Origin of the sequence: Thiohalocapsa halophila (assembly GCF_016583825.1) — a bacterium.
Taxonomy (GTDB): Bacteria; Pseudomonadota; Gammaproteobacteria; order Chromatiales; family Chromatiaceae; genus Thiohalocapsa; species Thiohalocapsa halophila.
In genome coordinates this window covers 1-1,328 of sequence record NZ_NRRV01000188.1, presented here as the reverse complement: position 1 = coordinate 1,328, position 1,328 = coordinate 1, and the positions used below count along the sequence as shown (strand labels likewise).

The window sequence follows — 1,328 nt, the reverse complement described above, 5'->3', positions numbered from 1 at the left end:
CCAGCCCCCAGCCCTCAGCCCCTCCCTAGACATTGAACCGGAAGTGGACCACGTCGCCGTCGCGGACGATGTAGTCCTTGCCTTCGCTCCTGAGCTTGCCGGCCTCTTTGGCGCCCTGCTCGCCCTTGCAGGCGATGAAGTCGTCATAGGCGATGACCTCGGCGCGGATGAAGCCGCGCTCGAAGTCGGTGTGGATGACGCCGGCGGCCTGGGGGGCGGTGGCGCCCACCGGGATGGTCCAGGCGCGGCATTCCTTGGGACCAGCAGTGAAATAGGTCTCCAGGCCCAGCAGGCGGTAGCCGGCACGCACGACGCGGTTCAGCCCGGGCTCGGTCAGGCCCAGGTCGGCCATGAACTCGGCGCGCTCGTCCTCATCGAGCTCGACGATCTCCGCCTCGATGGCGGCGCAGACGGGCACGACTTCGGCAGCCTCGGCGGCCGCGTGCGCGCGCACCCGATCCAGCAGCGGATTGTCCTCGAAGCCGTCGTCGGCGACGTTGGCGACATACATGGTGGGCTTGGCCGTCAGCAGGAAGAGCTCGCGCAGCTCGGCGCGCTCGTCGGCGCTCAGGTCCATGGCGCGCACGGGCCGGCCCTCGTCGAGGTGCGCAGCGACGCGCTCCAGCAGGGCCTTGCGGGCGAGCTGGGTCTTGTCACCGGTCTTCGACGCCTTGGTGGCACGCTCCAGGGCCTTGCCGACGGTCTCCAGGTCCGCCAGCGCCAGCTCGGTGTCGATGACCTCAATGTCGCGCACCGGGTCGACGCTGCCGGCGACGTGGGCCACGTCGTCGTCCTCGAAGCAGCGCACCACATGGGCGACGGCGTCGGTCTCGCGGATGTTGGCGAGGAACTTGTTGCCGAGCCCCTCGCCCCGGGAGGCCCCCGCCACCAGCCCGGCGATGTCCACGAACTGCATAGTGGTCGGGATGACCTGGGCCGGCTGGACGATGGCGGCGACGGCGTCGAGCCTGGCATCCGGCAGGGGCACAACGCCGACGTTCGGGTCGATGGTGCAGAAGGGATAGTTTTCGGCGGCTATCCCTGAGCGGGTCAGCGCATTGAAGAGCGTGGACTTGCCCACGTTGGGCAGGCCCACGATGCCGCATTTGAAGCCCATGACGGAGTAAGGGTCGGTTGGCTCGACAGAAAGCCGATCACTATAGCCCAAGCGGAAGCTCGTCGTTTGCTCCGGATGTGCCCCCAGCAATTCTAAATTTGCCGCCCTGGCGCAGCGGCGCGGCCAGTAGGCGGCGGCGTCGCGGGCTCCAGGGCCTCGTGCATGAAGTCGAGGAGCTGCTCCCAGGAGTCGAACGGCCAGTACAGCGTCA

1 protein-coding gene is annotated in these 1,328 nt (G+C 68.3%); it reads right to left on the bottom strand.

Annotated features, from left to right (window positions below):
• Positions 1-25: 25 nt before the first annotated feature.
• Complete coding sequence (gene ychF / locus CKO31_RS25885) at positions 26-1,117, bottom strand: redox-regulated ATPase YchF (RefSeq protein WP_200243738.1); 1,092 nt, start codon at positions 1,115-1,117, stop codon at positions 26-28.
• Positions 1,118-1,328: the final 211 nt, after the last annotated feature.